General features: G+C 64.5%; 29 protein-coding genes and 1 tRNA gene (1 of these 30 cut by a window edge). 13 read left to right on the top strand and 17 right to left on the bottom strand.

The features are described 5' to 3' along the window. Positions 1-10: 10 nt before the first annotated feature. On the top strand, positions 11-1051 hold the full coding sequence (locus tag ASD76_RS12580; RefSeq protein ID WP_055923409.1) for a hypothetical protein: 1041 nt from the start codon (positions 11-13) through the stop codon (positions 1049-1051). Continuing rightward, the gene (locus ASD76_RS12575; RefSeq protein WP_055923407.1) at positions 1044-2468 is read left to right on the top strand and encodes a dihydrolipoyl dehydrogenase family protein; all 1425 of its coding nucleotides are present in this window, start codon (positions 1044-1046) and stop codon (positions 2466-2468) included. The genes ASD76_RS12580 and ASD76_RS12575 overlap by 8 nt, the downstream gene beginning before the upstream one ends. Before the next feature lie 244 nt (positions 2469-2712). On the opposite strand, the gene ASD76_RS12570 is transcribed toward ASD76_RS12575, so the two are convergent. Then, positions 2713-2805: transfer RNA gene (locus ASD76_RS12570), tRNA-Ser, on the bottom strand. A 201-nt stretch (positions 2806-3006) separates the two neighbouring features. Between ASD76_RS12570 and ASD76_RS12565 the strand changes: the two genes are divergently transcribed. The 3 genes from ASD76_RS12565 to ASD76_RS12555 all read left to right on the top strand — a co-directional run bounded on the left by ASD76_RS12565 (position 3007) and on the right by ASD76_RS12555 (position 5620). After that, complete coding sequence (locus ASD76_RS12565; protein WP_082553822.1) at positions 3007-3816, top strand: DUF1134 domain-containing protein; 810 nt, start codon at positions 3007-3009, stop codon at positions 3814-3816. A gap of 79 nt (positions 3817-3895) precedes the next feature. After that, on the top strand, positions 3896-5071 hold the full coding sequence (locus tag ASD76_RS12560; protein WP_055923405.1) for an aromatic amino acid transaminase: 1176 nt from the start codon (positions 3896-3898) through the stop codon (positions 5069-5071). A 6-nt stretch (positions 5072-5077) separates the two neighbouring features. Further along, entirely contained in the window at positions 5078-5620 is a 543-nt protein-coding gene (locus tag ASD76_RS12555; protein WP_055923403.1) for a GNAT family N-acetyltransferase, read from the top strand. A gap of 33 nt (positions 5621-5653) precedes the next feature. On the opposite strand, the gene ASD76_RS12550 is transcribed toward ASD76_RS12555, so the two are convergent. Genes ASD76_RS12550 through ASD76_RS12520 form a run of 7 tightly spaced genes read right to left on the bottom strand, consistent with a single transcriptional unit; the run spans position 5654 to position 10087 of the window. Next, positions 5654-6274 (bottom strand): riboflavin synthase, encoded by a 621-nt coding sequence (locus ASD76_RS12550; protein WP_055923401.1) that lies wholly within the window; start codon positions 6272-6274, stop codon positions 5654-5656. Continuing rightward, positions 6275-7267, bottom strand: a complete 993-nt coding sequence (gene ribD, locus ASD76_RS12545; RefSeq protein ID WP_235506717.1) for a bifunctional diaminohydroxyphosphoribosylaminopyrimidine deaminase/5-amino-6-(5-phosphoribosylamino)uracil reductase RibD — start codon at positions 7265-7267, stop codon at positions 6275-6277. It lies immediately after the preceding gene. Further along, positions 7257-7709: a hypothetical protein gene (locus tag ASD76_RS18350; protein WP_156457713.1), complete on the bottom strand. Its 453-nt coding sequence runs from the start codon at positions 7707-7709 to the stop codon at positions 7257-7259. The genes ribD and ASD76_RS18350 overlap by 11 nt, the downstream gene beginning before the upstream one ends. Positions 7710-7766: 57 nt before the next feature. Next, positions 7767-8279: a DUF4402 domain-containing protein gene (locus ASD76_RS12535; protein ID WP_162249671.1), complete on the bottom strand. Its 513-nt coding sequence runs from the start codon at positions 8277-8279 to the stop codon at positions 7767-7769. A 40-nt stretch (positions 8280-8319) separates the two neighbouring features. Then, complete coding sequence (locus ASD76_RS12530; RefSeq protein ID WP_055923394.1) at positions 8320-9042, bottom strand: M48 family metallopeptidase; 723 nt, start codon at positions 9040-9042, stop codon at positions 8320-8322. Then, entirely contained in the window at positions 9039-9482 is a 444-nt protein-coding gene (locus ASD76_RS12525) for a YcgN family cysteine cluster protein (RefSeq protein WP_055923392.1), read from the bottom strand. Before ASD76_RS12525 ends, ASD76_RS12530 begins: the two co-directional genes overlap by 4 nt. After that, positions 9470-10087 carry an SCO family protein gene (locus ASD76_RS12520; protein ID WP_055923390.1) on the bottom strand — a complete coding sequence of 206 codons (618 nt, stop codon included), beginning with the start codon at positions 10085-10087 and terminating at the stop codon, positions 9470-9472. Before ASD76_RS12520 ends, ASD76_RS12525 begins: the two co-directional genes overlap by 13 nt. Positions 10088-10210: 123 nt before the next feature. On the opposite strand from ASD76_RS12520, the gene ASD76_RS12515 reads away from it, so the two are divergent. From ASD76_RS12515 to ssb, 5 genes are all read left to right on the top strand, one after another. Further along, on the top strand, positions 10211-10795 hold the full coding sequence (locus tag ASD76_RS12515) for an ankyrin repeat domain-containing protein (RefSeq protein WP_055923388.1): 585 nt from the start codon (positions 10211-10213) through the stop codon (positions 10793-10795). 2 nt (positions 10796-10797) lie between these two features. Beyond that, complete coding sequence (locus tag ASD76_RS12510) at positions 10798-11451, top strand: COQ9 family protein (RefSeq protein WP_055923386.1); 654 nt, start codon at positions 10798-10800, stop codon at positions 11449-11451. A 64-nt stretch (positions 11452-11515) separates the two neighbouring features. Continuing rightward, positions 11516-11755, top strand: coding sequence for a FeoA family protein (locus ASD76_RS12505; RefSeq protein ID WP_055923384.1), 240 nt, complete (start codon positions 11516-11518; stop codon positions 11753-11755). Beyond that, a complete protein-coding gene (gene feoB, locus ASD76_RS12500; RefSeq protein WP_055923383.1) occupies positions 11752-13605 on the top strand; it encodes a ferrous iron transporter B in 1854 nt (617 codons plus the stop codon). The genes ASD76_RS12505 and feoB overlap by 4 nt, the downstream gene beginning before the upstream one ends. 18 nt (positions 13606-13623) lie before the next feature. Beyond that, positions 13624-14148: a single-stranded DNA-binding protein gene (gene ssb, locus ASD76_RS12495; RefSeq protein WP_055923381.1), complete on the top strand. Its 525-nt coding sequence runs from the start codon at positions 13624-13626 to the stop codon at positions 14146-14148. Positions 14149-14179: 31 nt separating this feature from the next. Here ssb and ASD76_RS12490 read toward each other — a convergent pair whose 3' ends face one another. Both ASD76_RS12490 and ASD76_RS12485 read right to left on the bottom strand, forming a co-directional pair. Beyond that, the gene (locus tag ASD76_RS12490; RefSeq protein ID WP_055923379.1) at positions 14180-14689 is read right to left on the bottom strand and encodes a YceD family protein; all 510 of its coding nucleotides are present in this window, start codon (positions 14687-14689) and stop codon (positions 14180-14182) included. After that, positions 14686-15207, bottom strand: coding sequence for a ubiquinol-cytochrome C chaperone family protein (locus tag ASD76_RS12485; protein WP_055923377.1), 522 nt, complete (start codon positions 15205-15207; stop codon positions 14686-14688). Before ASD76_RS12485 ends, ASD76_RS12490 begins: the two co-directional genes overlap by 4 nt. Positions 15208-15330: 123 nt before the next feature. On the opposite strand from ASD76_RS12485, the gene ASD76_RS12480 reads away from it, so the two are divergent. The 3 genes from ASD76_RS12480 (at position 15331) to hslU (ending at position 17829) form a co-directional block, all read left to right on the top strand. Continuing rightward, entirely contained in the window at positions 15331-15804 is a 474-nt protein-coding gene (locus ASD76_RS12480; RefSeq protein WP_055923375.1) for an outer membrane protein assembly factor BamE, read from the top strand. 57 nt (positions 15805-15861) lie between these two features. After that, positions 15862-16422 carry an ATP-dependent protease subunit HslV gene (gene hslV / locus ASD76_RS12475; RefSeq protein ID WP_055923373.1) on the top strand — a complete coding sequence of 187 codons (561 nt, stop codon included), beginning with the start codon at positions 15862-15864 and terminating at the stop codon, positions 16420-16422. A gap of 105 nt (positions 16423-16527) precedes the next feature. Next, a complete protein-coding gene (gene hslU / locus ASD76_RS12470) occupies positions 16528-17829 on the top strand; it encodes an ATP-dependent protease ATPase subunit HslU (protein ID WP_055923371.1) in 1302 nt (433 codons plus the stop codon). Here the strand turns inward: hslU and ASD76_RS12465 are convergent. From ASD76_RS12465 to ASD76_RS12435, 7 genes are all read right to left on the bottom strand, one after another. Beyond that, positions 17826-19316, bottom strand: a complete 1491-nt coding sequence (locus tag ASD76_RS12465; RefSeq protein ID WP_055923370.1) for a tetratricopeptide repeat-containing sulfotransferase family protein — start codon at positions 19314-19316, stop codon at positions 17826-17828. The two genes, hslU and ASD76_RS12465, sit on opposite strands and share 4 nt — an antisense overlap. 156 nt (positions 19317-19472) lie before the next feature. Further along, positions 19473-20015 carry a hypothetical protein gene (locus tag ASD76_RS12460; RefSeq protein ID WP_055923369.1) on the bottom strand — a complete coding sequence of 181 codons (543 nt, stop codon included), beginning with the start codon at positions 20013-20015 and terminating at the stop codon, positions 19473-19475. Then, complete coding sequence (locus tag ASD76_RS12455; RefSeq protein ID WP_156457712.1) at positions 20012-20503, bottom strand: hypothetical protein; 492 nt, start codon at positions 20501-20503, stop codon at positions 20012-20014. The genes ASD76_RS12460 and ASD76_RS12455 overlap by 4 nt, the downstream gene beginning before the upstream one ends. Positions 20504-20552: 49 nt before the next feature. Then, the gene (locus tag ASD76_RS12450; protein ID WP_055923367.1) at positions 20553-21074 is read right to left on the bottom strand and encodes a cytochrome c; all 522 of its coding nucleotides are present in this window, start codon (positions 21072-21074) and stop codon (positions 20553-20555) included. Positions 21075-21149: 75 nt separating this feature from the next. Further along, positions 21150-22988: an ABCB family ABC transporter ATP-binding protein/permease gene (locus ASD76_RS12445; RefSeq protein ID WP_055923366.1), complete on the bottom strand. Its 1839-nt coding sequence runs from the start codon at positions 22986-22988 to the stop codon at positions 21150-21152. Positions 22989-23043: 55 nt separating this feature from the next. Then, positions 23044-23946, bottom strand: coding sequence for an aspartyl protease family protein (locus tag ASD76_RS12440; protein ID WP_055923365.1), 903 nt, complete (start codon positions 23944-23946; stop codon positions 23044-23046). A gap of 134 nt (positions 23947-24080) precedes the next feature. Next, a protein-coding gene (locus ASD76_RS12435) for a lipopolysaccharide biosynthesis protein (RefSeq protein ID WP_055923364.1) crosses the window boundary here: on the bottom strand, positions 24081-24870 show its 3' portion. The gene runs 701 nt beyond the window's last position; only the last 790 of its 1491 coding nucleotides appear in the window; its start codon lies off the right edge, out of view — the gene reads right to left on this strand; its stop codon occupies positions 24081-24083.

Genomic DNA, 24870 nt, shown 5'->3' with positions numbered 1-24870 from the left:
GGACCGCCCGATGACTTCGCCATCCCAAGCCCGGACCTACAACCAGACCATCGTTTCACGTCCGTACACCCCGGGGAAACGGCGGATCAGCATCTATTGGACCTGGAGCTATCCGTGGGAAGTGCAACGGGATCCGGCGCTGATGGCGGACCGCTTTTCAACGATCACAGAAGTCCGCCGGGTCTTGTGGCCGGCCTATGAAAAGCCAGAGTTCGCGGCGGACCATTTCCTGCAGGGGATCGCCGGAACGCTCGAGCTGTTCCACGTTTCGGCGCTGAGCTTCCAGCGGGTCGCCGAGGAATGTACCGGCCACCCGGTTCACGTGTTCCAACGCATCGACCAAGCAGGCTTTCGGCAGCCGATCGACGAAAGCGTGCTTGATGACTGCGACACCTTCATGGTGTTCGGGCTCGACCACCTGCCGGCCGATCAGCGCGCCGAGCCGGGCGAGATCGAAGCGATCCGCAATTGGCTGAGGCGCGAGGGGACTTGCCTGCTCCTGGCGCCCCACCACGACGTCGGGTTCACCGACGATAACGACCAGCGGCAGATGGAATATCTCCATCACGGAGATGCGCTGGTTCCGCGCCAGCAACGCTTCACGACTTATACTCGCGACCTGATGCAGGCCCTCGGTGTGCCGGTCCACAACACGTGGGGCTTGCGGCCTGCGCGAGTTGAAGGCGGGATTGCGCCGCTGACCGTGTCGCATGAGGCCGACCTGCTCGGCCTGCTCGAAGGCGTGCCCACGCTGAACTTCCACCCGCACTTGCCGCACTACGAGGTGACCGAACCGGACAGCACGAGGATCCACGTGCTCGCCCGGCAACCGATCGATCTGGAGCGCCCGCATCCGTTCAGCGCGGCGGGGAACACCGAGTTCAATGTCGTGCTGTGGATGCCGCCCGAAGGCGAACGCGCAGGCGACATCGTGCTGGTGGATTCCACCCACTTCACCACACTTTTCGGTGGCACCGACAGCCTCGAGAGGTTCTGGCGCAACCTCGCCCTAATGCCGAGCGGCTTGGCTGCAAAGCGACCCGATGCCTAGCAAGTCCGATCGGGTACTCGTCCTCGGAGCAGGTCCTGCGGGAATTTTCGCGGCCTTGCGGGCTGCAGAACTGGGCGCGCCCACGACCCTTGTCACCAGTGGTGCTTTCGGCGGCATGGCAGCGGCCGACGGGCCAGTTCCGGTACGCGCGCTGGCCCATGCCGCCCGCCTAATGCGTGAAGCGCAACAGATGCCGCTCTACGGGATCAATGTCGGTGAACCGCGGCTCGACTATCCGTCGCTTCTCGGACGCATCGGCGAGATTGTGCGCGACGTGCGCGAGCACGCGGCGCTACGTCCGCAACTCGAAGCGGCGGGGGTGGCGATCCATGAGCATGCCGGGCCGACCCATTTCGTCGACCCACATCTAATCCAGACGGACGCAGGACAGCGGTTCGAAGCGGATCGGATCATCGTTTGCACAGGCGGCGTGAACCGCACGCTACCTGTCCCCGGCTTCGGACTGCTCGCAACGCACCGCGATGCCTTGTCGCTGACCTCGGTTCCGCCCTCAATGATAGTTATCGGCGGCGGGGCCACCGGCCTCCAGGTCGCGTCGATCTTCGCGGCATTCGGTACGCAAGTGGAACTGTTCGAGGCCGGAGACCGGATCCTCCCCGCAGAAGAACCCGAGGTGTCCGCTCAAGTGGCAGCCGGCTTTCGCGCTCGGGGGATTGTGCTGCGTGAAGGTTTCGGCGCCATTGAGGGCTTCGAGCCAGCTAGCGACGGCATTCGGATGACCTACCGACACGGTAACGAAACCAGGTCCAGCAGCGCGGCCCTCGGCGTCTCGGCAGTCGGTTGGTGTGTAGACGCCGACGCACTCCAATTATCGGCAGCCGGCATTGAACTCCATCAAGGCTTCATCGAAGTCGACGAGGTCGGGCGAACGTCCACACCGCACATTTTCGCAGCGGGCGATGCAATCGGCGGTGCCATGCTTGTACCCCAGGCGATCCAGGAGGGATTTGTCGCCGCTTCGGCCGCACTTGGCGCGGAAGCTCATCCGACGGCGCGGCATTTGGTCCCGCTCGGGAGCTTTACCGATCCCGAGTATGCCAGGGTGGGAGACATCGAAACAACAGCGGCAAAAAGCGAGAGAATAGTGGCGTCTACGGCGACGTTCGCGGAGACCACGCGAACGATCATAGACGGCCGAACGTTTGGGTTCTGCAAGCTCATCGCCGACGCGGAGACCCGCCAGATCATCGGCTGCAGCGTGGTCGGCGATCGCGCGGTCGATATCGTCCAAGTGGCGGCGGTAGCGATGGCCGGACGCATGGACGTGGATACGCTCGCCAATTTCCAGCTCTCGTTCCCCATTTACGCCGGCATACTTTCGCGCACGGCGATTAGACTGACCCAGGATATGGACTGGCGCTCCTCGACAAAACGAGCTTTGTCTGCCGAGGCGTAGACTGGCTCGAAGTATCCCGTTCCGCACTTTCCTCAAATGTCCGCAATGGGTCGTTAGCGGACCGTCCGCTTTTGGCGCCTGAACGCGGATGGAAGCGATTCGCTAAGCGACCGCCAAACACCATTCGAGCGAGGCGCAACCTTCGCTGGGCCATCACCCGACCGCCCAGCTAACGACCTTTAGGGGAGCTATTTTGGGAACAAGCCCCCCTTCCAGAAATATTGGCAATAAAATCAATGGAAGGTGGCGGAGACGGAGGGATTCGAACCCTCGATACCAGTAATCCCGGTATGGCGGTTTAGCAAACCGCTGGTTTCAGCCACTCACCCACGTCTCCGGATCGCGGCTAGCGATGAGCGCGGCGCTATAACGAGGGGTCGGTGTTGCGGCAAGAGGGCTTCCGGGCCCCTTGTCGATTGTGTGTAATCGACTCGATTCGCCGCAAAACCGACTCACCCTGCCGCGCGTTCATTGCCGCTTCAGGCGAGGAGGACTCTTTCTACGCCAGTACACGCCCGTTTCGGGATCGGGGGACACCATGCTGGTCACCATTGCCGCTTATTGCCGCCGGCACGCGCTGGGCGCGGTGCTTGGCCTCGCCACCGCCTGCGCCGGAACGCCGCTTGCCGCGCAAGGCATGCAGACGATTGATCCGAACTCCGCGATCGATGCCGATCTGAATTCGCCGCCGACATACGACACGGCGCCTTCTTACGATGCTGCTCCAGCGCCAGCCTATGACGGCGTGCCGACCGAGCCCGCACCGTGGAATTCGGAACCGGCCTATCCGCAGCAAGGCACCGTGCCGAACAATCCCGCCGCCAATACGGTGCCGGTCCAGGCCGCCAACTCCGCCTCGGCGAGCGATACCTACAAGGAAGACGACCTGATCGGCGCCGCCGAAGGCGTATTCGGGAAAGGCGCCAAAGGGCTCGCGGGCCTGATCGAGGACATCCTCAAGAAGCAGGGCGAGCCGAACGGCTATATCGTCGGCCGCGAAGCCGGTGGCGCGTTCTTCGTTGGCGCGCGCTATGGCTCGGGGACCTTGTTCCACAAGATCGAAGGCCAGCGTCCGGTTTACTGGACCGGGCCGTCGATCGGCTTTGACGCGGGCGCCAATGCCGGCAGCACTTTCGTGCTGGTCTACAACCTCAACGACACGGAAGAGCTCTACGAGCGTTATCCGGCCGGCGAGGGCGCGGCCTATTTCGTGGGTGGATTCAACGCCAGCTACATGCGCAAGGGCGATGTCGTACTGATCCCGATCCGCGTCGGGGCGGGCCTGCGGCTCGGTGTCAACGCCGGCTACATGAAGTTCTCGAAGGACCAGCGCTGGCTGCCTTTCTGACTTCCGTTCCGGCAGAGGTTCAAAAAGCGGTCAATTGAGGGTTGCGGGCGCGCCTGTGCATGGGCATGAGCGCGCCGCTATGCTCGACAGACTCACTCAGCAGCCGCCCGACGCGCTCCTCGCGCTGATCAAGCTCTATGATGCCGATCCGCGGGCCGACAAGATCGACCTCGGCGTCGGCGTCTATCGCACCGGCCAGGGCGACACCCCGGTGTTCGGCGCGATCAAGGCGGCCGAAGCCAAGCTGGTGGCCGAGCAGAATTCCAAAGCCTATCTCGGGCCCGAAGGCGACATGGGCTTCGTCCACGCGCTGATGCCGTACATCTTGGGCGACGACCCCACGCGCGGCGGCCGGATCGACGGCATGCAGACCCCCGGCGGAACCGGCGCTGTGCGCCTCGCCGCGGCGCTGGCGCAGCGTTCGGGCATCAGCCGCGTGCTCATGGGCACGCCGAGCTGGCCGAACCACGCGCAGATCCTGGCCGATCTGGGCCTGGAGCTGGTGACGTTCCAGCACGCCAATGCCGATGGGTCCGCCGATCTCGACGCACTCAAGGCCGCGCTTGCAGGCGCTGGCGAAGGCGATGCGGTGCTGCTGCACGGCTGCTGCCACAACCCGACCGGCATCGACTACACCCCCGCGCAGTGGGACGAGATCGCCGCGGTGCTGGGCAACAGCAAGGTCCTGCCGATCGTCGACCTCGCCTATCAGGGCCTGGGCGAAGGGCTGGAAGAAGACGCTTACGGCGCGCGCGTGGTCATCGCAGCGGTGCCCGAAGCGCTGATCGCCTACAGCTGCGACAAGAACTTCGGCCTCTACCGCGACCGCGTCGGCGCACTCTATGTTTACGCCAAGGACAGCGAGGAGCTCGGCCGCGTGCTCTCCAACGGCCACGCGCTGGCACGCGCTGCCTGGTCGATGCCGCCTGATCACGGCGCGGCTGCTGTCCGGCTGGTGTTGGAAGACAAGACCACCACCGCCCAGTGGCTCGACGAACTCGACCAGATGCGCACCCGCATCCGCCAGGTGCGCGAGGCGCTCGGCCAGGCCGGGAGCGCCGGCACCCTCGACCTCACGCCTTACGCGCGCCAGCAGGGCATGTTCGCCATGCTTCCGCTGACCAAGGAGCAGATCCAGGCGCTGCGCGAGGATCACGCGGTCTACATGGCTGGTTCGGGTCGCATCAACGTCGCGGGACTGACCCTGGGCAACCTGCCCAAGTTCATCGCTGCCCTTGCCTCGGTAACCGCCTAGCCCCCTATGGATCGGCAGCCGGTCCTTGAAGGCGAGCGGCTGTTCTTGCGGCCGCTGAAGAAGAAGGACTGGGACGCGCTCTTCGCCGTCGCGGCCGACAAGCTGCTGTGGGCGCACCACCCGGCGTCGGACCGCTGGCAGGAGCCCGTGTTCCGTGAGTTCTTCGCCGACGCTCTGGCCCAGGGCGGCGCGCTGGCAATCGTCGACAAGGCCAGCGGGGAGATCATCGGCTCATCCCGCTTCCAGGGTTACGATTCGTCGGGGGAGGGCGAAGTCGAGATCGGCTGGTCCTTCATCGCACGGCCTTACTGGGGCCTCGGCTATAACGCCGAGTTCAAGCGGCTGATGCTCGAACATGCGCTCGAGAGCGTGGGGCGGGTGGTCTTCACCGTGGGCGAGGACAATGTCATCTCGCGCAAGGCCATGGCCAACATCGGCGGGCAGCTGACGGCGCAGACCAAAGTGGTCGAGCGCGGCGGCCGACCGGTCAATCACGTGATCTTCGAGATTACCCGCGAGAGTTTTGCCCGAGGGCCGTTGGCGGGTTAGTCACTTGCCATCTCCAAGGGAGAGGGCTCAGCGTCAGTTCGCCCGCAAGCTCTCAAGCCGCTTCAGGTAACGCGCCACCGTATCGATCTCGAGGTTCACCGTAGCACCCTGCGCCAGCTGGCCGAGCGTGGTCACCTCCGACGTATGCGGAATCACATTGAGGCCGAAGTCGACCGAGCCATCGGGCCGGTCGGCGAGTTCGTTGACCGTCAGAGAGACCCCATCGACCGTGATCGAACCCTTCGGCGCGATAAACGGGGCGAGCTCGGCGGGCGCGCGGATCGTCAGGCGAGTCGAATCGCCTTCCGGTTGCCAGTCGGCGATCTTGCCCACGGCATCGACATGGCCCGAAACGATGTGTCCGCCCATCTCGTCGCCAAGCTTGAGCGACTGTTCGAGATTCACTTGCCGCCCCGCGTGCCACAGGCCGTGAGCGGTGCGGCTGACGGTTTCGGCGGAGACGTCGACCGTGAACCAGGCTGAGCCTGCCTCGCCGCCGCGGTCGACCACGGTCAGGCACACGCCCGAGCAGGCGATCGACGCGCCGATCGAAATGCCGGCTGGGTCGTAAGGACAGGCGATAGTCACGTGCAGGTCGCCGCGTTGCTCGACCTTGGTGATAGTGCCGATGGCGGTAACAATCCCTGTAAACATCTAGACGATCCAGCCCCTTGCTTCGCGCGACCGCTGATAGATGTCGAGCGTATCTCTGCCAAGCAGGCGCCTGTCGACATGGCGCCAACGCGCGTGGGCGTCAGCCAGCGATTCGAGCCCGATATCGCCGATGGCCTGGAGACCGGGACCGAGCAGGACAGGGCCGCGATAGATCATCAGCCGGTCGACCAGGTCAGCCTCAAGGAATGACGCTGCTGCGCCCGCACCGCCTTCGACGAGCAAATACTGTACCGGCTCAAGCGCGCGGATTTCCTGCGGATCGATCAGCGAGTGCCAGCCGTCCGGCACTTCCTCTCCGGTCAAGGCCAGCCGCGCAGGACTGCGAGCCTCTAACCCAGGCAATCGCACGTCGAGCTTGGGGGCGTCGGCGCGGAAGGTGCCGCCGCCGACCAGAATCGCGTCGACCCTAGCGCGCTCGCGGTGGGCGTGGGCGCGAGCTTCGGGGCCGGTGATCCACTGGCTCTCACCCGACGCCGTGGCAATGCAGCCGTCGAGCGACATGGCAAGCTTCAACGTAACGTGCGGGCGGTCGAGCGTCTTGCGCATGAGGAAGCCGGCGAGGCTTTCACGGCAGGTTTCGTCGTCAGCGCAAGTCGCGTCGATCCCCGCCGCGCGGAGCCGTTCGAGGCCGGCGCCGGAGGTCCGTTGGTCGGGATCCACCACGCCGGCAACCACCCGCGCTACGCCGGCGGCGGCGACGAGGTCGGCGCAGGCTGGGCCGCGATCGGACTGGTGCGCGCAGGGTTCGAGAGTGACGTAGAGCGTCGCTCCGCGGGCCTTCACCCCGGCTTGCTCAAGGGCTATGGCTTCGGCGTGGGGGCGGCCACCCGGCTGGGTCCAGCCGCGGCCGATGACGATCCCGTCACGAATGACGACAGCTCCGACAGCGGGATTGGGGCGGCTTAGCGGGCGTGCCCGCTCGGCCAGGGAGGCCGCGGCCGCCAGCCAGCGTGCGTCTTGCTTACTGCTCAACCGAAGCCTGCGCCGGTGCGGCCTTGTTCCTTGCCGCGGCAGTGTCGGTGGCCGCCTTCTCCGCGGCCTTCTCACGCTCGATGTCGGCTTCCATCGCGTCGACATCGATGCCCGTCGCACGGCCGAGAGCCTTGTAAGCCTCCTTCTTGCGCTCAGCGAGCGCTTCCAGTTCGGCCCGGCGCTTGTCCTGCCGCTTCTGGTTCTCGATGTTGGAGGCGATGATCTCTGCCTCGGTCCGGTTGGGATCGAAGGTCGTGATGTAAGTCACGCTCGGCCGCTTGGGCTCGACGCGCTGGCTTTCGGGAATGAACACCACCATCATGGTAAACGTCATCGCCACGGCCACGCCGAGGATTTGCCAGCGGTAAGGTGTCGGCTGTCGCCAAAGGTCGACCAGATCCCCGATCGCGCCCCGTGGCGACACTTTTCGCCAGTAGCTCATGCCGGTTAGATAGGCCGTTGCACGCGGGATCGCCACCCCGAACGCTCTTCCGGCGGATTAAAAATAGTCCACGTGGATCTCGATCCGCCCACGAAAGTCCCCACCGCTCGCTGCCCGGCTCGAGATACGGGCGCCGAAATTGAAAGTCAGGAGACCGTTCTCGTCGAGCATCGCTACTGGCGGCAGGTCGGTCACGAAGTGGGTCAGCTCGGCCTCGGCGCCGCTGGGACTGCGCAGCAAGACGCGGGCCGGCAGTTCTACCCGCACCGGCCGCAGTGGCTGCCCCCTGACAGTCGCGCGGGCCTGGTAGGATATGCCGCCAAGGTCGATCATGTTGACCACGCGCTTGGCGCCAGTCCGGGGGTCGATCTCGGCCGCACCGTCTTCCTGGCCGGCGAGGGCAAGTCGGCTGAATTGCAGTCCGCTTTCGATCTCGATGCGGAGCGGTTGTTCGTCGCGTTCAGCACGCGGTAGCTCAAGGCAGGTCGCGCAAGCGTCTTCGCCGGCCGCTGCGGACACAGCGCACCCAAGTGCGAGGATCGCGCCAAAGAGCAGGCGAGGTCGGCTCATGGCGCGGATCATGCCAAAACAGGGTTAATTCGGCGTTAGCCTATCCCAGGGCGGCGTAGAGGCCGCGGCCCTCCGACTTGAGCCAGCGGTCGGCGGCCTTCAGATCGCCCTCGAACAGGCGTCCGAGCAGAGCATGGAAGGCCGGCGAATGGTCGAAATGGACCAAGTGCGCGACCTCGTGCGCCACCACCGAACGACGGACCGCGTCCGGGGCCTGGACCAGCCGCCAGTTGATGCGAATGCATCCGGCTCCCGAACAGCTCCCCCACCGCCGCACGGCGCGCGACAGCCGCAATTGCGGGACCGTCTGTCCGGCGAGCGCGCAGTAGTGGGCGAGGTCTTCGCTCAGCAGGCGGAGCGCCTCGGTCTCGAGCCAGCGACGGACGCGGGCCGTCACCGTTTCCTGCGGTCCGCCCAGGCGCAGGCGGTTGCCGGCAACGGCAGGTTTGCGCGGCAGGCTCGATTCCCATTCGACAACAAGCCGCTCCCCTCGGAACAGCAGCGTCCCGCCCGGCACGGGGGGACACGAGTCGGGCACAGCGGCCAGCTGGCGTTCGAGCCAGTCGGCGCGGCTCTTGACGAATACCAGTGCATCCATCGTGCGGCCCCATTGCGGCATGGTGATGCGCACTTCGCTGCCATCAGGAGCCAGCCGCATCGTCATGCGCTTGGCGCGAGCATGACGGCGGATCGCGAGCGGAATTTCCTGCCCGCCGATCGTCACCTTCGGGTCCTGGCGCTCCGGCCGCAGCCAGTCGATCATCCGCCCTCCCATTCGACGATATGATGCTCGAGCGGACCGGCATCGTCTTCGCTCACCACTCTTCCCGAGACGCAGGCCCCGGCGCGGATCATCGCGTCATGGCTGCCGGTCAGCAGATAGTGCCAGTCAGGCAAGGGGCGCTCTTCGGCGCGGCGACGATAGGCGCAAGTCTCGGGCAGCCAGGTCACCTGTTTGACCAGCTTGGGCGTCAGGCGCAGGCAGTCCGGCACGAAGGCCTTGCGGTGCTTGTAGTCGCTGCAGCGAGCGGTCTGGGTATCAAGCAAGCGGCAGGCGACGTTGGTCTCGATGACGTCGCCGGTTTCCTCGTCCTCGATCTTGTGCAGGCAGCAGCGGCCGCACCCGTCACACAGCGCTTCCCACTCATCGCGATTGAGCGCTTCGAGCGGGAGTTCCCAGAAGCGGGTTCTCAACTCACCCATCGTTCCAGTTCCGCGGCCACTTCATTGGGACCCTTTTCTACCGGCAGAAGCGCGATCGGCTCACCCTTCCGCCCCATCAGGAAAGCGGCGCGGCTGTGATCCATCAGGTAGCCGCCGCTCTCGCTCACTTCGCCCTTGGTATAATAGACTGCAAAAGCCTTGGCGGCTTGGGCAATCTGCTCCTGCGTGCCGGTGAGGCCGATAAGATCGTCGGAGAAGGCCGAGGTGAACTCGCCGACCACCTTGGGGGTGTCGCGAGATGGGTCGATGGTGATGAACAGCGGTTGGACTTGCGCCGCGAGCTCTGGCTCAGCCTTCTTGAACTGCTCGAACCCCTTCATCATCCGCTGGACGTCGAACGGGCAGATGTCCGGGCAATAGGCATAGCCGAAATAGACCATGCGAAACTTGCCGTCGAAATCGCTCCAGCGCACGGTCTTGCCCTGAGTATCAACGAGTTCGAACGGTCCGCCGATCTGGGCTCCGGCAAGCGGCGCATCGGCAGCGGGAGAGGCGGTGGAGTTGCCACATCCGGACAGGATCAGGGACAGCAACAGACAGGTGGCGGCAATTGTACTACGGCAGGTCATGGCATCAATGTTCATGCTCTGCTAACGCCCGGTCGGCAAGGCCAGAGTCCCTAGGACGGACGGCCTGTCCGCATATTTGGATCGAGGAGATCGGGTTTGGCCCGGGGTATCGTACGACGTTCGACTGTCAGTGTGGTTATGGCGACAATTCTGGCTTTGGGCGCCCCCGCTGCCGCGCAAACTAAGTCGGACGGCTACAAGTTTCTCGACGCGGTGAAAGACAAGAACGCCAACGAAGTCGATGCGCTTCTGCGCAAGCCGGGCTCGCAAGTCGTCAACTCACGCGACTTGAGCAATGGCCGCACCGCGCTGCATATCGTGGTCGACATGCGCGACGTGACCTGGATCAGGTACCTCATCAACCGCGGCGCCAACCCCAATACTGCCGACAACAAGGGCGTGACGCCGCTGATGCGGGCCAGCCAGCTGGGCTTCGTTGACGGCGTGGACGCACTGGTCGCGGGCGGGGCGCGAGTCGACAACTCCAACGATGCCGGTGAAACACCGCTGATCCTGGCGGTCCACCGCAAGGACACCAACATGATGCGCGTCCTGCTCAAGGCTGGCGCCGATCCTGACAGGGCGGACAACTCCGGCCGATCGGCGCGGGATTATGCCCGCAGTGACGGCGCCAACAGCCCGACGCTGGCAGAAATCGAAAGCAGCAAGGCACCGGTGGGTGCCCGGACGGGCAGCGGACAGACCTACGGGCCGAGCCTCTGACGATGGCGCCGGACGACCGCACGCTCGACGAGTTGCGGCTCGACCTCGCGCCGGAGATCGCCCGCCTTGCCGTGTTCGACGGTTGGGGCGATCAGGCGCTGGAGCAGGCAGCTGCCAGCGCGGGAGTCGATCCCGCGGTTGCGCGGCTCGCCTTTCCGGGCGGGGCGATGGACATGATCGCCGCATGGATTGCCTCGACCGACGCCAAGATGCAGGCAGCCTTTGCTGACGGGCATCTGACCGGGCTCAAGATCCGCGACCGAATTCGCACTCTCCTCCAGTTTCGCCTCGATGCGGTGGCTGGGCAGGAAGAGGCGTTGCGGCGGGCCCTGGCGATCCAGGCCATGCCCCAGAACCTGGCGCGCACTATGAAGCTCGGCTGGAACAGCGCCGACCAGATGTGGCGCCTCGCAGGCGATACGGCCACCGACTACAATCATTACACCAAGCGTGGCTTGCTGGCCGGGATCTACACGGCGACTTTGGCCGTTTTCCTTGACGACACCAGCGAGGGCAAGGCGGAGACGCGCGCTTTTCTCGATCGCCGAATCGAAGGTGTGATGAAATTCGAGAAGGCCAAGGCACGGGTGTTCCGCGACCGTGAGGGCTTCGATTTCGCCCGGTTCCTTGGTAGGCTACGCTACCCGGCGCGCTAGTTCTTACTGCGAGCCAGTTGCAATTACCTCCGCCATCTGGCACCCGCATTGGGTGACTTCCAGCATGACTCTCGATCTCCTGCCGGTGCGCCGCCGCGCCGAAATCGTCTCCATCGATTGGGCTGCGCTCGCGCCCGACGAAGCCAAGCGCCTGCAGGCTCTCGGCATCGACGAGGGCGCCCGAGTAGCGGTGGCCCATCGCGGCATTTTTGCCGGCCGTGACCCGATCGCGCTGCTGATCGGCCGCATGACCGTGGCCATCCGCCGCGCCCATGCCCGCGCGATGACGGTGGAGCTGATATGACCCGGCAACTCACCGCCGCGCTTGTTGGCAACCCCAACTCGGGCAAGAGCGCGCTGTTCAACGCGCTGACCGGCGCGCGCCAGAAGATCGCCAACTACCCCGGCGTCACCGTGGAGCGGAAAGCCGGGCGGATGTACCTGCCTTCCGGAGAGCCGATCGAACTGGTCGACCTCCCCGGCAGCTATGCACTCGATGCGGCGAGCCCGGACGAGGAAGTGACTCGCCGGGTCGTGCTCGGAGAGTTTCCGGGCGAGGCCAAGCCCGATGTCCTGATCATCGTCCTCGACGCCGCCAACCTCGAACAGCACCTCGTCTTCGCGCAGGAATTGATCGAGCTCGGACGGCCCGTGGTCGTCGCGCTCAACATGATCGACCTTGCCGAACGTGACGGGCTGGTGATCGACCCGGCAGCGCTTGCGCAGTCGCTCGGTGTCCCGGTGGTTCCGACCGTCGCGGTGCGCAAGCGTGGGCTCGATGCGCTGCTGGAAGCGGTTGGCCAAGCCGAATCGCTGGCCGGCAAGGACATGCGCTCGCATCCGCACCAGCATCTTTCGCTACAGGAGCGGCGCCTTACGGCTCGCCACATGGCGAATGGCGCGATCCTCAGCGAATCGGGTGTCCACCGGTTGCACGCAAGCCTCGACAAGGTCCTGCTGCATCCCTGGCTCGGCCCGCCGATTCTGTTCGCGCTGCTGTTCGTGATCTTCCAGGCGGTGTTCGCCTGGGCGACTCCGTTTGCCGACGCACTCGACGGTGGCGTTAGCGCGCTGATCGACTTCACCAATCAGAACATGGCATCCGGCTTGGTCCGCGACTTCCTGACTCAGGGCGTGCTCTCGGGCGTTGGCTCGGTGGTGGTGTTCCTGCCGCAGATCGTGATCCTGTTCGCCTTCATCCTGGTGATGGAGCAATCGGGCTACATGGCCCGCGCGGCTTTCATCATGGACCGGCTGATGGCTTCGGTCGGGCTTTCCGGACGCAGCTTCATCCCGCTGCTCTCGAGCTTCGCCTGCGCCATCCCCGGCATCATGGCGACGCGTGCGATCGCCGATCCCAAGGACCGGCTGACCACCATCCTGATCGCCCCGCTGATGACCTGTTCGGCGCGCCTGCCGGTCTACGCGGTGATCATCGGTGCGTTCATTCCCGCGACCACCATAGGCTGGGGCATCGGTCTGCAAGGGCTGGTGCTGTTCGCGCTCTACGTCGCCGGGATCATCGGCGCGATGGTCGCGGCCCTGGTTCTGCGTCGTACGGTGACCAAGGGTTCCGCGTCAGGCTTCATCATGGAGCTGCCGAAATACCAGTGGCCGCCGCTGCGCGACCTCGCGATCGGCCTGTGGCAGCGCGCCTGGGTGTTCCTGCGCCGCGCCGGCACGATCATCTTCACCGTCACCGTGGTGCTGTGGGTCCTGCTCAGCTTCCCCAAGGCCGAACCGGGGCAAAGCCAGTCCGAAGCGAGCATCGCCGGCCATATCGCCAGCGGGCTTGAGGTTATCGTCCGGCCGATCGGTTTCAATCATGAGATTGCGCTCTCGCTGATCCCGGCGATGGCCGCGCGCGAAGTGGCCGTGGCCTCTCTCGCGACGACTTACGCCGTCAATGCCGAGGATGAAGATGTCGCCGCCCAGGGCCTGATCCCGAAGCTGCAGAACAGCTGGACCCTGCCCACCGCGCTCGCGTTCCTCGCCTGGTTCGTGTTCGCCCCGCAGTGCCTCTCGACCATCGCCGTCGCCCGGCGCGAAACGAATGGGTGGAAATGGCCCATGTTCATGCTGGGATATCTGTTCGCGCTGGCCTACGTGTTCGCCGGAATCACCTACTGGCTGGCGGTTGCCGCTGGCCTCTAGTTCGGCAGAGGAAAATTCATGGCAGGCAGCGTCAACAAGGTCATTCTGATCGGGAACCTGGGTCAGGACCCGGAAGTGAAGAGCTTCCAGAACGGCGGCCGCATCGCCAACCTGCGCATCGCCACGTCTGAGACCTGGAAAGACAAGCAGACCGGCGAGCGCAAGGAGCGGACCGAGTGGCACAGCGTCGTGCTTCAGTCCGACGGCTTGGTCGGCGTGGCCGAGCGTTTCCTGCGCAAGGGCAGCAAGGTCTACATCGAAGGCCAGCTGCGCACCCGCAAGTGGCAGGATCAGTCCGGCAACGACCGTTACACCACCGAAGTCTCGGTTGGCGGTATCGGTGGTGTACTGACCATGCTCGACGGCGCCCAAGGCGGCGGCGGCGGTGGTGGTGGTCAGCGCAGCGGCGGTGGCGACTGGGGTGACCGCGGCGGTTCGTCGTCAGGCGGCGCCAGCAGCGGCGGCTCCAGCTGGAACCAGGGCGGCGGCTCGTCGTCGGGCGGCGGCATCAGCGACGACCTCGACGACGACATCCCGTTCTGAGCTGGGTGTTCCCTCTCCCAAGGGGGGAGGGCTAGTCCTGCTTCTTTAGCGCTGCGAGCGCCCCGAACGGGCCGGCAGCGGCCTCGTCCAGCAACCCGGCTTCCTTGCGGAAGCGATCGGCGTTGGGGCCGGTGGCGTAGGGATCAATCGCCAGCACCAGGCTCTGCGCGACGGCTTCGCCCAAGTCGATCGACTGACCCGAGTAAGCAATCTCGTCGAGATCGCCGGCATCGAGTTCCAGCTCTTCCTCATCGACAGGCGTTTCGGGAACGAAGCGGAAGATCAGCGGCTCGTCGATCGTCACCGGCAGGTCTTCGCCAGAAATCGCGCAGCTCTGCACGATCGACGCGTGCAGACGTCCGTTGGCGTTGATGGCCTGACCGTCAGCCCGAAGATCCAGCGTGGCCTTAAGCGATTTGATCGCCACCAGCAGAAACCGCCGGGCGACAGCCTTGCGCTCTTCCTCGTTGGCCTCGAGCTCGATCGCTCCTTCGGCGAAGTGCCGCAAGTCGATGGGGCGAGAGAATTCGGGCGCGGTCATAGGCCGATGTCTCCGGACAGAAGGACCTTGCTGTCGAGCGCGCAGAGCTTGTCGTAAAATCCACGCAACCGGCGCGCGAGGCCGTCAGGCCGGCTGTCCTCGTCCAGCAGCGTGACATTGCGCGCCAGCGCCTCGGCCAGCGCGGAGTCTTCGGCGCTCTTCAGTGCCTCGCGAAAAGCGCCGATCCGTCCTCCGAGTACGGACATGAGCTTGCCCATGTGCTTGCCGACCACCAGATCGCCCACGCCCGTCTCGCGCAACTGGCCGTCCATGTCGGCCACGAACAATTCGGTCAGCAAGGCCGATTCGCGGGCGAAGACCCGGTCACGCTCAAGGCGCAGCAGCACGATGGCCAGGATCGCCGCAATCATGTCGAACCGTCCCGCCACCGTGTCGGCCACGCCGTCCTCGCGATAGAGGACCGGATCGCGCGAAAGTTCGACGACGCGGTGCCACAAGGGGCGCAGCGCTTCGCGAGCATCGGATCCGGGGCGAAGGAAGCGTTTGAGCAGGGACATGGGGGACTAAAGCCATTCGTTCAGCGGTTATTCAATGGGCCGGCCGCACCCGCCATTGCTTGACGAAGCGGGAGCCCGTAAGGCTCCGGCCCAGATAGTGACCCGAAGCGGAGAAGTCGAGGAATGGCGGGTAAGTGGCGCATCGGGATAATTCTGGGGGCATCCGTGCTCACGAGTGGATGCATCAATTCGATCGCGACGCACCGCGGCTACCTCAACGACGAGGTGCTGCTGCAATCCGTCCAACCCGGCATCGACAACCGCCAGTCGGTTGAGCGCACGCTGGGGCGGCCGAGCTTGCAGAGCGAGTACGGCGATCCGGTGTGGTTCTACATCTCCAGCACCACCATGCAGAAGCCTTTCGGCACCCCGAGGATTGCCGAACATTCGGTGACCGCCGTCCGTTTCGACGAGACCGGTAACGTCATCGAAGTGAAGCGCAGCGGGCTGGACGAAGTCGCTTATCTCAACCCCGACGATGCCAAGACCCCGACGCTCGGGCGCGAGCGCGGGTTCCTTGAGGACCTGTTCGGCAACATCGGCCAGGTCGGCATGGGCGGCGCGGCCACCGGCGGCGGTGGCGGCGGCAACAACTGAGCCGAGTACAGCGGCGCTCGCTTGAAGCGCCGCCAGGTCTCGCCCATATCTTCGTCCATGGACGATAGAGAGGGACGCCACGGCCTTATCCAGTGGCACGGCACTACCATCATTGGCGTCAGCAGGGGCGGCAAGACCGTCATCGCCGGTGACGGCCAGATTTCCATGGGCAACACGGTGATGAAGCCGAACGCCCGCAAGGTCCGCCGGATCGGCGAAGGCGGGAAGGTCATCGCCGGTTTCGCCGGTGCCACCGCCGACGCCTTCACCCTGTTCGAACGGCTCGAAAAGAAGCTCGAGCAATATTCCGGCCAGCTGCTGCGCGCGGCGGTCGAGCTCGCCAAGGACTGGCGGACCGACAAGTATCTCCGCAACCTCGAAGCGCTGATGATCGTGGCCGACAAGGACACGCTGCTGGTGCTCACCGGCAATGGCGACGTGCTCGAACCCGAAGGCGGCATCGCTGCGATCGGATCGGGCGGTAACTACGCCTTGTCTGCCGCCCGCGCGCTCGCGGACTATGAAGACGATGCCGAAACAATCGCCCGCAAGGCCATGGCGGTCGCTGCCGAGATATGCGTGTTCACCAATGACCGCGTGACGGTCGAAACCATCTAGCTTCCCTCCCGTTTGCCGGAGGGGCCGGGGATGGGCCCACTTGCTCATCCTCAGACTCACCCACACCTAGCCCCTCCTGCAAGCGGGAGGGGGACTGAGGAACAAATGAACGATCACCTGACCCCTAAGGCGATAGTCGCGGCATTGGACGAACACATCATCGGCCAGGCCGAAGCCAAGCGCGCAGTCGCCGTGGCGCTGCGCAACCGTTGGCGCCGCCAGCGCCTCTCACCCGAACTGCGCGACGAGGTGACGCCGAAGAACATCCTGATGATCGGGCCCACGGGCTGCGGCAAGACCGAGATCAGCCGGCGCCTGGCCAAGTTGGCCGATGCTCCCTTCGTGAAGGTGGAAGCGACCAAGTTCACCGAGGTCGGCTACGTCGGCCGCGATGTGGAGCAGATCGCCCGCGACCTGGCAGAGGAGGCCATCCGGCTGGAAAAGGACCGCCGGCGCGAGGCGGTGCGTGAATCGGCGAGCAAGGCGGCGATGGACCGGCTGCTCAAGGCGCTTGTCGGCGAAAATGCCAGTGAGGCGACGCGCGAGAGCTTTCGCCTGCGCATCGTCGAGAACGCGATGAACGACGTCGAAGTCGAGGTCGAAGTCGAGGATGCTCCGCAGAGCTCGTTCGAGCTGCCCGGCATGGGTGGCAACGTCGGCATGATCAATCTCAGCGAGATGATGGGCAAGGCGTTCGGCAAGCAGAACCTCAAGCGCCGCAAGCTCAAGGTGCCCGACGCCTGGGACAAGCTGGTCGACGAGGAAGCTGAAAAGCGCATGGACCAGGACGACGTCGCCCGCGTCGCGCTCGCCAATGCGGAAGCGAACGGGATCGTCTTCCTAGACGAGATCGACAAGATCGCCGTCTCTGACGTCAGGGGCGGATCGGTCAGCCGCGAGGGTGTGCAGCGCGACCTGCTGCCGCTGATCGAGGGTACCACGGTCGCTACCAAGTATGGCCCGATGAAGACCGACCACGTGCTGTTCATCGGCAGCGGCGCGTTCCACATCGCCAAGCCTTCGGACATGCTGCCCGAACTCCAGGGCCGCCTGCCGATTCGTGTTGAGCTGAAGGCGCTGACCGAGGAGGACTTCGTTGCCATCCTGTCGGACACCCGCGCGAACCTTGTCCAGCAGTACCGCGCGTTGCTCGGGACCGAAAAGGTCACCGTCGACGTCACGCCCGATGCGATCCGCGAAATCGCCCGCATTGCCGCGCAAGTGAACGAGACCATCGAGAACATCGGTGCCCGGCGCTTGCAGACGGTGATGGAGAAGCTGTTCGAGGATCTCAGCTTCGAGGCCGAGGACCGCCAGGGCGATTCGGTCGTGATCGACGCTGGCTATGTCCGCGAGCGACTGGCCGTGCTCGCGCAGGACGCCGACCTCAGCAAGTACGTGCTCTAGCCGTAGTAGGCTTCGACGAACGGTTCGAGGAATGAGCGATAGGGGTCGGCTGAACCGATCCCGTCGCGATTGATCGGGCGGCGGACCTGCATCATGCTGGACGTCGCCACCGGTCCTTCATTCTTGTGCGGCGCGAACACTTGCGGCTCGATGTCCAGCCCACAGTGCGTCATGAGGCGACGGGTCCAGGGCTCGGGGTCCGCTACCAGCGCTTCATAGGGAACCACCAGCAACCGATCGCCCAGGATATTCTGCCATCGCGTTCGCAACTGGTTCTCGAGTTGAAAGTGAAACGCGATGTCCTGTTGGTCATAGCTCCACGGGATAGCGCCCGCGGAGAAGTTGGTGCGAAAACACGACCAGGCCTGGTCGAGCGGGTCGCGCGTCATCCAGATCAGCGGGGCTTCGGGGAGTAGCGCGGCGACCAAGCCCAGGACGCGGCTGGCGTCGATCGTCTTGTCGACAAGACGCCCGGCGCCCGGGAAGCGCTCCTCCATCCAGTGATGCCACAGCCGGGCCGCCGATGGTGGGTCCGCCTTCTCGAGGTATGTCTTGAGCGCGGAATAGGACACGCCGCCGACCTCGATTGCCAACAAGCCCTGCCGGTTGATTTCCGCGCCCCCAGAGACGGCGCTATGGCTGGTCAGAATCTGCTGCACCAAAGTCGTGCCCGACCGCGGCAAGCCGGTGACGAAGATCGTCTTGGCTGTCGGCTCGCTCTGCAGGCGCGAAACGGCGGCAATCCGTTCGGCGTCAAAACCGTCAATTGCTTGGTGGGCGAGCAGCTGATCCTGTTGGCGGCTGTAGCTTTGCCCGGATTTCATCTCGCGGGCTCCACGGTCAAAGGCGGCGAAGGCGCGCGGATGATCGCCGCGGTCGGCATAAGTCTTGCCCAGCGCGTAAAAATAGGGAGCTCGCTCTGCTGGTCTGGCGTCCTCCATGCCGGGCTCGGCAGCGATGACGCGTTCGGCAAGCTCCCCCTCGCGCGCGAGGTCGGCCGACGTCGCCAGCATCAGCCATGGCGACCCCAAGTCGGGTCGCGCCTTCACTACGCGATCGAGATATTCCCGACCTTCCTCGGTCTTGCCGAGATTGAGCAGGATCATGCCCCGGGTGTAGGCGTTGGCCGTCGAGTTCGGTGCGTCGTCTGGTAGTGACCACATCAAGTCACGCGCTTCGCCCGTTGCCTCCCACTGCCCGAGCAGGGCCACTTTCTTGTACTGCGCGAGGTCACTTCGGCCGGAAGCTTCGACGAATAAGTCGACAGCTTTGCGAGCGAGTTGAAGCTCACCCTTGTCGGCTACGATCTGCGCGAGCGATTCCCACTGTGCGCCGAGGGGCGCGCCGAGCTCGATGAGCTGTCGAACGAGATCGACAATCCTGGCGCGGTCCTGTTGTTGGAGCGCCGGCTGAAGTTGGCCGACAAGGGCGACTCCAGCAGCCAGGTTGCGGTCTGTAAGTCCGCGCGGTTCTTGAGGCCGACTCACGTGATAAGGCCGCTATTCTCGCTATTTGCGTTCGGCATGTGGAGGGGATGCCCATGCGGACTGCAATCCGAAAAGTGTAGTAAATTGTGTCACCGGAGCGCGAACTTCGCGGATCTCGACTTTCCAACTCGAACGGTCGAACCGGCGACTACACCCTTAGCCGCACCACGCGCACCAGAACCAGCTAGGCGGTCGGAAGGCGGTGATTACACGTCCTGCCGTGATAATACCCATCCAGCTCAGCAGGGAGACGGCAGCAAATACCCTTGCCGCGTTCGGTGGCGAATCGTCTGGACCAAGGAGGGCGACCCTTCGCGAGGTCGTCAGGTAGAACAGCACCATGTTGAGGCCGGCAAGGCCGAGCAGAGCCATCTTCAGCTGCCACGCCGGATTATAAATGTACTGGTCGGGCGCGGAGACAACGAAAAGGAAGCCGGTCGCAGCGCAAAGCAGGAAGCCGAACACGCCGAACGGGACCAGTCGGTGCAGCGCCGACAGGGAGATCCCGCGAACGAAGCCGATCATCCTCAGGTCGAACATCCCGACTGTGCCAAACAGCAGGCAGATGCCGAAGAAGTGGACGATCTCCGCGATCGGCCATCCCCACGCGGAGTTCATCAGGTCATAGAAGCCGCTGTCGATCGCCCAGATGACGATACCGACGGGATCGAAGATCGGATCGTTCGGGAGCCCGGTCATGGGTCCGTCGTGAACAGCATGGTGTTGGTGTAGAGCAGCAGCTTGCCGCAAGCGACGCCAGCCAGCCACAGCGCGAGTGAACCCGCGGCAAGCAGGCGGGCATTCCTCGGCAAAGGGGAACCCGCGGCAGCCGCAGGGAAGACCTCGCGGGCAATAGCGCGGACCATCAGCGCCGCTGAGATCAGGCAGACGAACTTAAGTGCGAAGATCCAGTTGGTGAGCGCCTTGGCTGGATAGCCCGCCAGCAGGCCGAGGCCCGAGACGACCGCCATCGTCGCGCCCACCCACATCCACGGAACGAACCCGGCAAACCGTTCCAGCCGCGCGCCCGATGCGACACCCAGAACCCGCAACGAGATCGCCACTCCGCCGCCGACCAGGAAGGCCATTCCCAGCGCGTGGAAGATCAGCAGGACGAAGTAGGCGTAGAAATCCTCCCGCACGAAAGCGGAAAGCTGCGTTTCCTCCATCCAGCGTAGAGCGCCCATTTATCCCCCAGGCGCAGATTGCCACGCCAGGGCGATGATGGCCAGCTAGCTATTCACCGTACCAGTACTGCGCATGGCAAGCCTCGCACACAGCGTCCATTTCGCTCACCAGGTTGCCTGTGGCGGTAACGTCGCGCGCCTTGGCTGCGGCGACCAGTTTCTCCGAATGTTCGGCAAAGGCGACGGCCTTCTCCCGGAAGCCGGCAGGATTGGCGCCAAGCTGGTGCTGGACGTGGTCCATCGACACCTGGTCTTCACTTACGGTCCGGTTGTTGGGGCCAGCGGCGACCGGGCTTTGCCATGTCGCCATCGTCCTGCCGGCTTCGGCAAGACGTCCCGCGGAATAGACGAGGCTGTCGAACTTCGCGTCGTCCATCTTGGCTGCGTCGAGCGCGCCATCATCGTCCATCGCGTTGTTGGTGACGTCCCAGATCGCCAACATCGAAGGATTGACGTTCTGGGTCATCGCGATCCGCACGTTCGTGATCGTAGGATCCTGGGCAACGGCGGTTACGGCCACGAACGCCAGTGCGCCCGATACGACGAGAGTGGGGAGTCTGATCATGGCCATGCGATGGTCCCTGTTGCTGCCAGCGTCGTTGATTCTTCTCAAACTTGCGCTGATTCCCTTAGCATATTTGAGCACTCATTCCGCCGCTTCCTCCAGTGCCTCCTCGCGCTCGGAGAGCTGGCGGTTCCACATCTCGGCATAGAGTCCGTCGAGCCGCAGGAGATCGGAGTGCGAGCCGCTTTCGGCCAGTCGGCCGTGATCGAGCACGAGGATCGTATCGGCATCGGCAATGGTCGAAAGCCGGTGGGCGATCGCGATGCTGGTGCGATGTTCGGACACGCGGTGCAGAGTCGCCAGGATGTCCTGCTCCGTGCGGGTATCGAGCGCACTGGTTGCTTCGTCCAGCAGCAGGATCGGCGGGTTCTTGAGCAAGGTCCGGGCGATGGCGACGCGCTGCTTCTCGCCACCGGAAAGCTTGAGACCGCGTTCGCCGACTTCGGTGTTGAAGCCCTGCGGCAGCATCTCGATGAACGGCAGGATCGCCGCATCGCGGGCCGCGGCCGCCACAAGCTCCTGGCTCGCCCCGTCGCGGCCATAGGCGATATTGTAGCCGATCGTGTCGTTGAACAGCACGCTGTCCTGCGGGACGATGCCGAGCTGGGCGCGCAGGCTCTCCTGCGTCACTTCGGCAATATCCTGCCCGTCGATGAGAATGCGGCCCGACCAAGGGTCGTAGAAGCGGAATAGCAGACGGCCGATGGTCGATTTGCCGGCACCGGACGGACCGACGATCGCCACGTGTTCACCGGACGGGACTTCGAAGCTCAGGCCGTGGAGGATCTCGCGGTCGGGCTCGTAACCGAAGACGACGTTGTCGAACGCCACAGTCGGACGGTGCACGACCAGCGCTGGAGCTCCCGGAACGTCCTTCACTTCGATCTGTGTATCGATCAGGCGGAACATCTGGGCCATGTCGATCAGGCCCTGGCGGATGGTGCGATAGACCCAGCCAAGCATGTCGAGCGGGCGGAACAGCTGCATCAGGTAGGTGTTGATCAGCACCAGCGAGCCGACGCTAAGCCTGCCCTCGTGCCAGCCCCAGACCGTGAAGGCCATCGCGCCGCCCATCATCAGGTTCATGATGACGGCCTGGGCAATGTTGAGCAGGCCGAGCGAGTTCTCGCTCTTGATCGCGGCCTCGGCATAGGCGCGCGTGGCCGAACCGAAGCGTTCCAGTTCGCGCTTCTCGGCGCCGAAGTATTTGACCGTCTCGTAGTTCAGCAGCGAGTCGACCGCGCGGGCCAGCGCCAGCCCGTCGAGGTCGTTCATCTGCATGCGCAGCTTGGTACGCCACTCGGTGATCGCGCGCGTCACCCAGATATAGGAAGCAACCGTTACTGCCGTCGCCAGCACCACTTCCCAGCCGAACTTGACGTAGAAGATGGCCGCCACGACCACCATCTCGACCGCGGTCGGGGCAATGTTGAAGAGCAGGAAGTAGACCATCGTATTGATGCTCTTCGACCCGCGTTCGACGATCTTGGTCACCTCGCCGGTACGGCGGCTCAGATGGAAGCGCAGCGACAGCCCGTGGAGCCGCGCGAACACATCCTCGGTCAGCTGGCGCACGGCATCCTGGCCGACGCGTTCGAAAATGATGTTGCGGAGGTTGTCGAAGATCACCGTCGCCAGGCGCCCGGCGGCGTAAGCCGTGACCAGGCCGAGCGCGACCCACATGGCCTCATCGCCGCGTGCGGCCATCGCGTCGATCGCGCCGGCATAAGCAAACGGCAGCGTCAGCACGACGATCTTGGCAATGAGCACGAAGAAGCCCGCCCAGCCGATCCGCCAGCGCAGGTCGGGGCGGTCTTTCGGCCATAGGTAAGGGAGGAAACGGCGGACAGTGTTCCAGCCGGCCCAGTCTTTTGCCGCTTCCGAAGCGTTATTTCCCGATGCGGTGTTCGAATTATTCATCGCGCATCAGGTGGGGCCACTGACGGCCCGCGGCAATGAACAAATGCTATTGGCTCTATGAGCCGCGCGGTATGTCGAACAGGACGCGGCGGGTTTGGAAGTCGATCGCCACGCGCCTGAACAGCTTTAGCTCCGACATGCCGAGCACCAATGCCGGCTTGTCACTCAGGCCGAGCGAATGGAACGACGGCGAGTCCGCGTACATGACCGCCAGGTTCGAGAGCTTGGCCCTTCCCAGGTCGAGCTCGCCCGCGACGCGGATCGTGCCTGCAAGTGCCACACCATTGATGTCGGTCAGCTCAGTCTCGCCCAGGTGCCGCCCGCGGCGCATGCGCGCCTGAAGAGCCGGGTTCCCGATGCTCCCTTGGGCGCCGGTGTCGATGATCACCGCCACCGGTATACCATCGAGGCGCGCGTTGGTGATGATCAGTTGGCCAAGCTTGCTGCGAGCTTTGACGATAATCTCGAAGCCCCGGTTGCCGCCGAGCTGTGCGGCATCGGCAACCGACATCTCTTTCTTGATGAAGTCGATCAACACACGCTGGTTCTGCAGGCTGTCCAGTCCGAGGATCCCATCGGCACCACCGATGTGCTCGCCTTCGATCACCGGGGCGTTCTCGATGAAGAAGTTCCGGCTCCCGAGTCTCACGTTCTCGATCGGTGTCGTCTCGACCTGCCGGCGGCTGGCCATGCCGACCAGCGTCGCCTCGTCGCGGTCGAACAATTGCAGGCGGTCGGCCAGGTCGCGCGACACGACGGTCGCTTGCGCACCCGTGTCGATCATGAACTGGAAGGGCCCGTTTTCGCCGATTGTCACCGGGACGGTCATGCGCCGGTAGCGCTCGTCCTCTAGGGTGATGATCTCGACTTCAGGGATATCGCCGGGGATATCCTGGGCGGACGCTCCGCTCAGGCCAGTGACCAGCGTTACGGCAGCGGCTAGATGTTGCCAGCCCATTCTCTCTCCCCAACCCGGTCAAGGAGACCGAGTGACCTGAGCACCATACCATATCGAGCCACTCAGCACAAAGCGTGCCAAGCGAATCATCAGTCGGGCCTGTAATTGTCGGCCTTGGGCTTGCTGGCGCAGATTCAGCTCTCGGTCTGGCGGGTCCGGCTGCGGGCGATCATATCCCAATTGCGGCGCACCACTTCGGGCCAGAATAGCCAGAGCGTGACCCCATAGACCGTCCCCCCGAAAGCGGAGAGCAAGGCCAGTCGCACGAACGCGGGTAGCGGATCGATCAAGCGCGCGAGCACGATGACGGCCAGCGCCATGAGCGCGCATCCGACGATCGCAGGAAGCAATGCTCTGGCCAGATCGATCAGCCGAACGCCGATTCTGGGCAAGGTCATGGCCAGGGTGAAGGCGAGCAGCAGCGGCGCGGCGACTTGCCAACTGGTAACGAGCCCTTGCGCGCCTGCCGCCACGCCGACCATGAAGCAGGCCGGCATGATCACCGCGCCTGCCATGTTGCTGTAGAGGTAGGGCCGCGGATTGCCGAGCGCGTTGGTCGCCGGTGAGCACACGATCTGCAACGCCATCGCCGGCATCGCCAGGGCCAGGCCGGAGAGAATCGGAATCATCTCCAGCCACTTGGGTCCGAACACTGTCTCGACCAGCGGCCCCGCCGTAAGGCTCAAGCCTATATATAGAGGGGCGGTGACCAGGATGATCATCTGCACCCCAGAGACGAACGCGCCTCCAATCGGCTTCCCCTGCTTGAGAAGCTCGGCATAGGCCGGGAACGCCACTTCATTGAGGGGCGGCAGGAATCGACCCGTTAGGATCAGCGCGACGAACAGCGATTCTGAATAGAGGCCAAGTTCGTGCGCAGTGAAGCTGCGGCCGGCGATGAAGATGTCGGACTGGCTCTGCACC

The sequence above is a fragment of the Altererythrobacter sp. Root672 genome (genome assembly GCF_001427865.1).
Lineage (GTDB): Bacteria > Pseudomonadota > Alphaproteobacteria > Sphingomonadales > Sphingomonadaceae > Croceibacterium_A.
This window is presented reverse-complemented; position numbering and strand designations above follow the sequence as displayed.

Excerpts from the sequence above, each read along its gene's own strand:
- ASD76_RS12580 (WP_055923409.1), top strand. The coding sequence starts at position 11 with ATGACTTCGCCATCCCAAGCCCGGACCTACAACCAGACCATCGTTTCA.
- ASD76_RS12575 (WP_055923407.1), top strand. The coding sequence starts at position 1,044 with ATGCCTAGCAAGTCCGATCGGGTACTCGTCCTCGGAGCAGGTCCTGCG.
- ASD76_RS12565 (WP_082553822.1), top strand. The coding sequence starts at position 3,007 with ATGCTGGTCACCATTGCCGCTTATTGCCGCCGGCACGCGCTGGGCGCG.
- ASD76_RS12560 (WP_055923405.1), top strand. The coding sequence starts at position 3,896 with ATGCTCGACAGACTCACTCAGCAGCCGCCCGACGCGCTCCTCGCGCTG.
- ASD76_RS12555 (WP_055923403.1), top strand. The coding sequence starts at position 5,078 with ATGGATCGGCAGCCGGTCCTTGAAGGCGAGCGGCTGTTCTTGCGGCCG.
- ASD76_RS12550 (WP_055923401.1), bottom strand. The coding sequence starts at position 6,274 with ATGTTTACAGGGATTGTTACCGCCATCGGCACTATCACCAAGGTCGAG.
- ASD76_RS18350 (WP_156457713.1), bottom strand. The coding sequence starts at position 7,709 with ATGAGCTACTGGCGAAAAGTGTCGCCACGGGGCGCGATCGGGGATCTG.
- ASD76_RS12535 (WP_162249671.1), bottom strand. The coding sequence starts at position 8,279 with ATGAGCCGACCTCGCCTGCTCTTTGGCGCGATCCTCGCACTTGGGTGC.
- ASD76_RS12530 (WP_055923394.1), bottom strand. The coding sequence starts at position 9,042 with ATGATCGACTGGCTGCGGCCGGAGCGCCAGGACCCGAAGGTGACGATC.
- ASD76_RS12525 (WP_055923392.1), bottom strand. The coding sequence starts at position 9,482 with ATGGGTGAGTTGAGAACCCGCTTCTGGGAACTCCCGCTCGAAGCGCTC.
- ASD76_RS12520 (WP_055923390.1), bottom strand. The coding sequence starts at position 10,087 with ATGAACATTGATGCCATGACCTGCCGTAGTACAATTGCCGCCACCTGT.
- ASD76_RS12515 (WP_055923388.1), top strand. The coding sequence starts at position 10,211 with ATGGCGACAATTCTGGCTTTGGGCGCCCCCGCTGCCGCGCAAACTAAG.
- ASD76_RS12510 (WP_055923386.1), top strand. The coding sequence starts at position 10,798 with ATGGCGCCGGACGACCGCACGCTCGACGAGTTGCGGCTCGACCTCGCG.
- ASD76_RS12505 (WP_055923384.1), top strand. The coding sequence starts at position 11,516 with ATGACTCTCGATCTCCTGCCGGTGCGCCGCCGCGCCGAAATCGTCTCC.
- feoB (WP_055923383.1), top strand. The coding sequence starts at position 11,752 with ATGACCCGGCAACTCACCGCCGCGCTTGTTGGCAACCCCAACTCGGGC.
- ssb (WP_055923381.1), top strand. The coding sequence starts at position 13,624 with ATGGCAGGCAGCGTCAACAAGGTCATTCTGATCGGGAACCTGGGTCAG.
- ASD76_RS12490 (WP_055923379.1), bottom strand. The coding sequence starts at position 14,689 with ATGACCGCGCCCGAATTCTCTCGCCCCATCGACTTGCGGCACTTCGCC.
- ASD76_RS12485 (WP_055923377.1), bottom strand. The coding sequence starts at position 15,207 with ATGTCCCTGCTCAAACGCTTCCTTCGCCCCGGATCCGATGCTCGCGAA.
- ASD76_RS12480 (WP_055923375.1), top strand. The coding sequence starts at position 15,331 with ATGGCGGGTAAGTGGCGCATCGGGATAATTCTGGGGGCATCCGTGCTC.
- hslV (WP_055923373.1), top strand. The coding sequence starts at position 15,862 with ATGGACGATAGAGAGGGACGCCACGGCCTTATCCAGTGGCACGGCACT.
- hslU (WP_055923371.1), top strand. The coding sequence starts at position 16,528 with ATGAACGATCACCTGACCCCTAAGGCGATAGTCGCGGCATTGGACGAA.
- ASD76_RS12460 (WP_055923369.1), bottom strand. The coding sequence starts at position 20,015 with ATGACCGGGCTCCCGAACGATCCGATCTTCGATCCCGTCGGTATCGTC.
- ASD76_RS12455 (WP_156457712.1), bottom strand. The coding sequence starts at position 20,503 with ATGGGCGCTCTACGCTGGATGGAGGAAACGCAGCTTTCCGCTTTCGTG.
- ASD76_RS12450 (WP_055923367.1), bottom strand. The coding sequence starts at position 21,074 with ATGGCCATGATCAGACTCCCCACTCTCGTCGTATCGGGCGCACTGGCG.
- ASD76_RS12445 (WP_055923366.1), bottom strand. The coding sequence starts at position 22,988 with ATGAATAATTCGAACACCGCATCGGGAAATAACGCTTCGGAAGCGGCA.
- ASD76_RS12440 (WP_055923365.1), bottom strand. The coding sequence starts at position 23,946 with ATGGGCTGGCAACATCTAGCCGCTGCCGTAACGCTGGTCACTGGCCTG.